A 7,311-nucleotide genomic window follows, 5' to 3' on the forward strand; every position below is an offset into this window, starting at 1 on the left:
GTTGAGGTGCAAGGGAAGAAGCTCACGGCAGGGGAGTACATCGGCGAGTTGCTGACATGGCTCGCGAAGAAGGCTCCGGCAGCCGGGCTGGTCCTAGTGCTCGCTACGCAGAGGCCGGACAGCAAGACCATCCCGTCCAAGCTGCGGGCGGTGCTCGGCTCACGGTTCGCGTTGCGGGTCATCGACTGGCGTGACAGCAACATCGTCCTGGGCGAGCAGATGAACACGCGTGGCTACGACAGCAGCCGTCTGCTGCCATCGCACAAGGGCGTGGGCATCCTGCGGCCGGACGGCGAGACGGAGGCAGGCGCCGATGTACTCGCGCTGACCGTGCGCACGTTCTATATGCCGAACGAGGACTGGAGGGAGTTGTGCGAGCGCGGTCGTGGGCTGCGTGAGGCGGAGGGGACGTTGAGCGGACACGCGGCCGGACAGGAAGCACAGCCGATGCTCGATCACGCGGCCGTCGCGAAGGCGATCGGGAGTGGCGCACCGATGGCAGCGGAGGCTGTTCGCGCCGCGGAGGTTGAACTGCCTAAGCCGTTGGCGTCCGTTGTGGACTACCTCGAGGAATGTGATGACGGTCGTGACTTCGTTCCCACGTCTGAGCTTGTGGAGGCGTTGGGACTGGAGATGACGACGTTCGGCCGCGACATGGTGGAGTTGGGTTGCCGGTCGACGCGGGACCGCGTGCCGACGGCTGACGGTGTGAAGCAGGTACGCGGCTACGCCGTCGCGGATCTGCTTGCCGCCGCCGAGCGTCTGCGGGACGCGGCAGTGCTTGAAGGCGAGGTGATCGACGGTGAGCGCTGACCCGTCACAGCCCGTCCAGCAGACCCGTCACGCCGTCACAAGCGCTGTGACGGGCTCGAAACGGTGCTCTACCTGCGCGAACGATCCACCGTGACGGGTGTGACGTGTGACGGGTCGTCCCGTCACACGCGGCCGTCGCGGCACCCGACGACGTGAAATCGAGTGTCGCGACGGCCTTGGGTGCCAGTCCTGGCGGATCGTGTGACGGAGTTGCCAGGGCTGGCTGCTTAGGCGTGCCGTCTACGGCACGGGTCCTGCCGAAGGTGCCCGCAGCCCCGCGTACTCGTCAGCAGCGGTCCATGCGGTCTCGGACAACTTGGCGATCAACTCCCTGGACTCGTCTCCGCTCAAGCTCGTGTCCTTGAGCGTCTTCACGACCATGTCGTAGCCCTTGACCGCATCGTCGCTCTCGACGAACAGGCTGGAGTTCTCCGTGTCCACCCACACCAGCGGTTCGTACTTCTCGAAGGTCAACAGAGTGAATGGTCCTGCCATGCCAGCGTGTGCGCCTCGTGCTGAGGGGACGATCCTGATCGCGGTGTTCGGCTGGTTCGCCGTGACGGCGAGATGCTGCATCTGCCACGCGTGTACCTGGGGTCCACCGACTTGCAGGCACAACGCTGACTCGTGGACGAAGAACACCCGCTCCGCCTTGCGCGGGAGGGCCTTTTGCATCGCAAGGTGTGCCTTCGTGCGTTCTTCGAGTTCTTCGGCGGGAATCGTGGCGGACGCTTGGAGCACCTCACGGACGTAGTCGGCCGTCTGAAGGAAGAACGGCACCATGCTCGCGTGCCAGCTGACGATCTTCTTGGACGCACTCACGTTCTCGAAGGCCGTGCGCAGTTCGATGGGCTGGCGCGCGCCGTGCTCCTGCCACCAACCACCGCCGTGGTGTCGCGTGGGGAAGAGGCCCATCAGGTGAGCCACTTCTGGAGCCTTGGTGCGACAGACTCCCAGCAGCACGGCGACCTCGATCTGAGTAACGGTCCCCTTGCCGTTCGCGACATCGGAGACCTTGGTCTCGTGACAGCCCACGAGTCCAGCGATCTCACGTGAGGTGAGTCCGGTGCGTTCGATCGCCGCTCGAACTCCTGCTCCGAACTCACGGCTGCGTGCAGAAGAAGCTCTCTTTGCCATGTCTAGGTTTCCCGCCTGGGCAGTGTCCGTGCGCAGCCGATGCTGACGCCGTTCAGAGTTGTTGTCAGGCAACGGCTATTGCAGAGCTAGCGATGCTCGGCTGAGCCAGTGCAAAGAGTCTTCTCGTGGCCTGATGACGTCGTTGAGTACGAGGAGAGCGCGTTCGTAGGGTGCGCATTCAGCAGCAGACTCAAGCCAGACGTCACCGCCGTGCAGAGTGCGAGTGAGGACGACGTCCTCAAATCGTGGTGCCCGGAACCGCATCACGGTGAACGACTGGTGCATGCCGAAGTAGGGCCCTGCCTCGTTGTCCACAACGCGAAGGTCGAACCCTGTTCGCCCTGCGAGGTCTTCCAGGTGTCCAAGCTGCTCGATCATGGTCCGAGCCCCGCCGACGCTGCCCGTGAGAACAGCCTCTGTGACAAGAAGCCGTATGTGCAGTGGCCCGTGGCTACCTGGTCTTGCTGCTTCCTTCTCATCCATGTCCAATCGAGCCAGAACGCCCTGCTGGAGATCGACGTCCAGACCGCTGGTTGCCGCGCCTGACTCGCATAGCGCATCGTGATAAGCGCCGATTCGGAACGGCTCAGGCAGGACGTCGGATGCCACGATGAGGAGTTCGTTGGCTTCTGCCATGACGTCCCAAGGGGTCCACACCAGACGAGCCCACGCGTCACCGTTGATCCGGTCCCACATCTGAGGATCGTTCGCTCGCTGTGCCACCCGAGCGCAAAGTTCGATCTCGTCGTCAGGTGCGCGACACGCAGCGCCGATCTTCAGGACATCGCTCGGAGATGGACGCGTCACGGCTCGGCTGATCTGAGAGAGCGTCGCCACTGAAAAGCCGACCAGTTCACCCAACTCTGGGAGAGACCAGCCTCTGATGTTGCGCCACCCCAGCACGGTCCTGCTCAGCGCGCGCACCTCTAGGCTTGCTTTGCCCCCCGTGAGTTTCTGCGCCATGTCGTCAGCTCGCCTTGTCCACTGAGGACGAAGCGGACGCGTTGCCCGCGTTCTTGGACTTGATCTGCCGGTCGAACTCTTCGCCGCGTTGGCGCTCGCACGTGGCCCACGCCGTCGCTTCGTGGAAGTGACCCCGGTCGATCTGAGCGACTTCGGTGTAGATGGCTGCACTGCGCAGGTGGTAGTCACGCCACACGCGAGGGTCACGCGTTCCTGGCTTTGGACGTGCACGGCTCAGTGCCTCGTGAGCCTGCATCAACGTCTCTGCCAGGGCGGCTGTGGCCCACCAGTCTTCGGTCACCTTCACTGCTCATCACCTCAGATCATCACCTCAGAACCGCAGACATCAGCGTTCACTCGGCCATGCGAGGTGTAAATGACCTGGTATTGACCCGAGATGCCATGATTGGACCTGGACTAAGCAACGCTGACATTGGCGCATGAGAGGTCGACCGATGGGCTCGGCACGCGGGCAGGAACGGGCGCTGACGCTGTTCGGCGAGCTGGTGCGGCAGCGTCGTCAGACCGCCGAAGAGTTCAGCGAGGCTGCCGAGGTGTTCGCGCGTGAGCACGGCCTGAAAGGCACGATCAGCCCTCGACACGTGCGCCGCCTGGCATCTGGCAAACGGGACGACGGCCGCGACCTGGGACCCGTCACAGCCGCAACTGGCCGCCTTCTCGAAGAGATGTTGGGCGTGCCGATCGAACGTCTGCTGGAGTCGGTCGAACAGGTCGCTCCCACTGCCACAGAGGATGAACTCGCCCTGCGCGCGAGGTTTGCGGCTGGTCGTGCCCTCGACCTGGACACCGTCGGGTTGATGCGGCACAAGCTCGACATCACGCGAGTCATAGACCGGAAGCTGGGTGCGTCCGCGCTTCGCAGCGAGTTGTGCGCGCAGATCGATCACATGGAGCGTGTACTTCGAGACGTGCTCGATCAACCGGTTCGCGCGGCGTTGGCAGAACTCTTGGTAGATGCGGCCGCGCTTGCTGGGTGGCAGTCGCTAGATCAGGGACAGGTCAACGATTCATGGAACCACTACGACACCGCGAAGGCTGCGGCGCGAGAGGCTAGGTCAGTCGAGCTTGAGGCGTACGCGTGCGCCGGGCAGGCCGTGGTTCTGCTCGACATCGGGGAAGCGGATGCCGCTGTGGACCTGACGCGGCACGCGCTCGAACTTGCGCGTGGTCGTGTGCCACGCCTGCTCTATTCCTGGTTGTCCGCGGGTTACGGCGAAGCGTGTGCGGCGAGCGGCAGTCGTGCGCAATGCCTGATCGCCTTCGATGACGCCTTGCGATCGATGCCGGCATGTGTCGACGCGTCGGAGACGCCCTACCTGGTGTTCGATTCGACGCACCTTGCCCGGTGGCGCGGCAACGCGCTAGCTCGGCTCGGTGACCAAGAGGCCATCGAGGTGCTCTCAGATGTCCTGCGGCGCCTTGATCCGACTTTCGCACGCGCGGAGACGACGCTTCGAGTGGATCTCGCGCAGGTGCTCATGGCGAACGGCGCCAAAGATGAGGCAGCCACACACGTTGAGCGTGCGCGACTGCTCGCGGCCCAGGTCGGCTCACAGCGGCAGCAGAAACGGCTTACAGCGCTCGCCTAGCCGGCCAGCAGCGGGTTCGCGAACCCTGGGCAAATCCAGCCGGGAAGATCGATTATCCCGGTGCGTGACGAGCCATCAGTAACAACCAGGCGTGAATCGACGACTGACGTGCTGATCGGACAGCCTGCCCGACCGTCAGAGGCTTGATCGACGTCAAGTGTCGACGCAATGGTGCGACAGGAAGCGAAGCCATGTTCCCGCGGCCGACGGAGTTGATGATCGCCGAGGACGCCGGTGACCGTGCTGGAAATGTCATCCAGGTGGTACTCCTGCTGGGAGCCATCGTGGTGTTTATTGTCGCCGCAGTCTTCCTTGCAAAGGTTGCTCATTTTCTTGCTGAACTGGTCTGGCCGTTGTGGCTGACCGGTGGAATTGGCTTCCTAATTCTCGTCGGTGGCTACATTGCGGGCAGCTCCAGTGCGATGACAACGGGAGGCATCGTCATGGCGACATCGGTCGGCATTGCTATTTTCGGTTACATGATTCACGGCTGAGGTGAGTATTCGCTCGATTTGAGAGGGTAATCCGATGGATGGTGAGTTACCTTGGAAGCCGCCGGTTGGTCGCGGACAACCACTGCCTCCACGTGATGATTCGCACGAGGTGGTCAGCGAAATTTTCCGCGAAATACAATACAACTATGACCGGAATCCACATCCGGGCGACTTTGAAGATGTTGTTGCTCGGCCTCATGGAGTTGCTGTAGGCCTGCATCTACCTCGTCGTGCTCGAGAGGAAGTCCACCGAAAGCTGTGTAGCGCGCTAGGTGTTCAATCCACGCCTGTCCAATTGGGCATATTCCTGGGATGGGGGATATCTGCGCGAGGAAAATTCCTGGACATGACGCGTTATTGTGAGACTATCCATAGGTGTAGCGCGGATTCCCGCCTTGCGCTCGTGGAGCGTCGGGAGCCGACGCATGGCAGGCAACCTGGAAAATTGTACACTGCCTTTGTTGTTATCGTTGTCGAGTCGTCTGCATTTCCCAACGGGCGTCCATCTCAGTCGCTGCGCGATTGGCTGAAAGGGCAGGGGCCCATGGACAGGCCCCGCGACTAGGGGAGTTACTCGGCCTTTCGCCTGCGCTTGATGCTCACGACGTCGGCTACGTCCGGTTCCTCTCCCGGTGCGAGCACAACGGCACGTTTGCCGCGGCTGGCGTTCACGAGTCCGGCGGCCTTCAGCTCGGCGATAGCGCGGTTGGTCGTGCCCGCTGACACGCCGTAGCGCGCTTTCAGTTCGACAACCGTCGGCAGGAGGTCTCCGGGCTTGAGAGCGCCGCAGGTGATCGCTCCGCGCAAGTCGGCTGCGATCTTCTGATACGGGTTGTCTGTTGCCGGTTCGAGAGTGGAGACCGGAGCACCGGACAGGTCAATTTTGATCGGCGGAGTTGGCATCCGTCCGGCGATGGTTCCTGCCGCGCGCTGGTCTGCCTCCGAGACCCACGCTGAATAGACGCGCAAGGTGGTTGCGCCTCCGCCACCGTGGCCGAGCCGTCCCGCGACCGTGCGCACGTCCACACCGGACGCGATCAGTTCCGTTGCGGAGTAGTGGCGGAGCGAGTGAATGTGCATGTCCCAGCCGAGCCGTGCGCACATCCGGCGGTATCGCTGCGTCACGGTGTCCGGCTTGATCCAGTCCGTGTGATCGAACCTGGGGGAGAAGAGACGGCCGTCCTTCGCGACCTTCACGCCCAACTCGGCTGCCTTCGTTCCTCGGTACTGGAGGTACGCGCGGAGAAGCCCCACGGTTTCCGGGTCCAGCGCGATTCGGCGTTGCTGGTGGGTCTTGGTGTCTTTCTCCCACGTCTCTGCGCCGTCCTGGCTGATACTCGTCTTGACCGGCAGGACGGCGTTCTCCAGGTCGAGCAGATCGAGGCGCAATGCGCACACCTCGCCACGCCGGGCACCTGTGGTCATCGCCAACCACACAAACATCCCCCAGGAGAGGTCTTTGAAGGCCTCGTTGACGATGGCGGCTGCTTGCTCCGGCGTAGGTGGGTGAGGATCTGCCGCCACGGGCCTGGGCGTCTCTGCCTGTGCCAGCGGATTAGTTCCAGTCCAACGCCATTTGACGGCGCGCTTTAGTGCACCGCTCAGGCACCAGTGCACTTGTCGGATGGACGACTTCGCGAGTGGGCGGCAGACGTGCGCCTTGCACTGCTGCTCCACGCAATCGTGGGCGTCGGTCGTCTTGTGCTTCTCGATGAACGGCCTGCCGTCGCAGTGAGCGCGGCAGCGGCGCAGCACGCTGTAGAACGAATCGAGCGTCTCTCCGTTGAGCCTGCCTACCTGAAGCTTCCCGAGGATCGGCCGGATGTGGTTGCGGATGTACCCCTCGTAGCTCTTGCGCGTCTTCTTGTCGACGTCGAGCAGTTCGAGGTAGCGATCCATGAGCCGGTTGACCGTAGCGTTGGTGGTCGAGTTCCGCTGCTCATCGATTTCGTTGATGATCCGCGTGCGAGCCTTCTCGGCTTTCTTCGCGGCGTCTGGACCGGCCGGAATGGTCTCGTAGATGTAGTGCCGACGACCGCTGATCGGGTCGATGCCGGCGTAGACCTTGACGCGCAGCGAACCGCTCGGGAGGGGCTCGATCTCCCCTCGCTGGCGGCCCTTGGCGGGGCGCTTCGGGGTGCTCATGTTGCGAAACTACGCCGAACTCGCACCATGTCTAGCCCCACGAACGGGCGATGAGATCGACTTCAGTCTCGACTAAAGACCAAGGGCTCCGACCTGTTTTCACTGGTCAGAGCCCTTAGTTTCACCCGGCGAAAGGTGGTGCCCCAGGC

At 63.0% G+C, this 7,311-nt stretch carries 6 protein-coding genes and 1 pseudogene; 3 read left to right on the top strand and 4 right to left on the bottom strand.

Annotation, left to right across the window (positions count from 1 at the left end; all coding sequences use genetic code 11):
• Positions 1 to 813: pseudogene (locus UK23_RS52630) on the top strand (cell division protein FtsK); the annotation flags it as partial.
• A gap of 240 nt (positions 814 to 1,053) precedes the next feature.
• On the opposite strand, the gene UK23_RS13655 reads toward UK23_RS52630, so the two are convergent.
• The 3 genes from UK23_RS13655 to UK23_RS13665 form a co-directional block, all read right to left on the bottom strand.
• Positions 1,054 to 1,950 (bottom strand): helix-turn-helix domain-containing protein, encoded by an 897-nt coding sequence (locus tag UK23_RS13655; RefSeq protein ID WP_156213082.1) that lies wholly within the window; start codon positions 1,948 to 1,950, stop codon positions 1,054 to 1,056.
• 75 nt (positions 1,951 to 2,025) lie between these two features.
• Positions 2,026 to 2,913 carry a helix-turn-helix domain-containing protein gene (locus UK23_RS13660; protein WP_082114632.1) on the bottom strand — a complete coding sequence of 296 codons (888 nt, stop codon included), beginning with the start codon at positions 2,911 to 2,913 and terminating at the stop codon, positions 2,026 to 2,028.
• Positions 2,914 to 2,917: 4 nt separating this feature from the next.
• A complete protein-coding gene (locus UK23_RS13665) occupies positions 2,918 to 3,220 on the bottom strand; it encodes an AMED_5909 family protein (RefSeq protein WP_231114498.1) in 303 nt (100 codons plus the stop codon).
• A 148-nt stretch (positions 3,221 to 3,368) separates the two neighbouring features.
• On the opposite strand from UK23_RS13665, the gene UK23_RS13670 reads away from it, so the two are divergent.
• Complete coding sequence (locus UK23_RS13670) at positions 3,369 to 4,523, top strand: hypothetical protein (protein ID WP_045311861.1); 1,155 nt, start codon at positions 3,369 to 3,371, stop codon at positions 4,521 to 4,523.
• A 143-nt stretch (positions 4,524 to 4,666) separates the two neighbouring features.
• Positions 4,667 to 5,017 carry a hypothetical protein gene (locus tag UK23_RS13675; protein ID WP_156213083.1) on the top strand — a complete coding sequence of 117 codons (351 nt, stop codon included), beginning with the start codon at positions 4,667 to 4,669 and terminating at the stop codon, positions 5,015 to 5,017.
• Between the two features lie 570 nt (positions 5,018 to 5,587).
• Here the strand turns inward: UK23_RS13675 and UK23_RS13680 are convergent.
• The gene (locus UK23_RS13680; protein WP_045311863.1) at positions 5,588 to 7,162 is read right to left on the bottom strand and encodes a tyrosine-type recombinase/integrase; all 1,575 of its coding nucleotides are present in this window, start codon (positions 7,160 to 7,162) and stop codon (positions 5,588 to 5,590) included.
• Positions 7,163 to 7,311 lie beyond the last annotated feature (149 nt).

Source organism: Lentzea aerocolonigenes (genome assembly GCF_000955955.1).
GTDB lineage: Bacteria > Actinomycetota > Actinomycetes > Mycobacteriales > Pseudonocardiaceae > Lentzea > Lentzea aerocolonigenes_A.

What these genes read in the sequence shown, in the direction of transcription:
- UK23_RS13655 (WP_156213082.1), bottom strand. Translation starts at nt 1,950, where the DNA reads ATGGCAAAGAGAGCTTCTTCTGCACGCAGCCGTGAGTTCGGAGCAGGA.
- UK23_RS13660 (WP_082114632.1), bottom strand. Translation starts at nt 2,913, where the DNA reads ATGGCGCAGAAACTCACGGGGGGCAAAGCAAGCCTAGAGGTGCGCGCG.
- UK23_RS13670 (WP_045311861.1), top strand. Translation starts at nt 3,369, where the DNA reads ATGGGCTCGGCACGCGGGCAGGAACGGGCGCTGACGCTGTTCGGCGAG.
- UK23_RS13680 (WP_045311863.1), bottom strand. Translation starts at nt 7,162, where the DNA reads ATGAGCACCCCGAAGCGCCCCGCCAAGGGCCGCCAGCGAGGGGAGATC.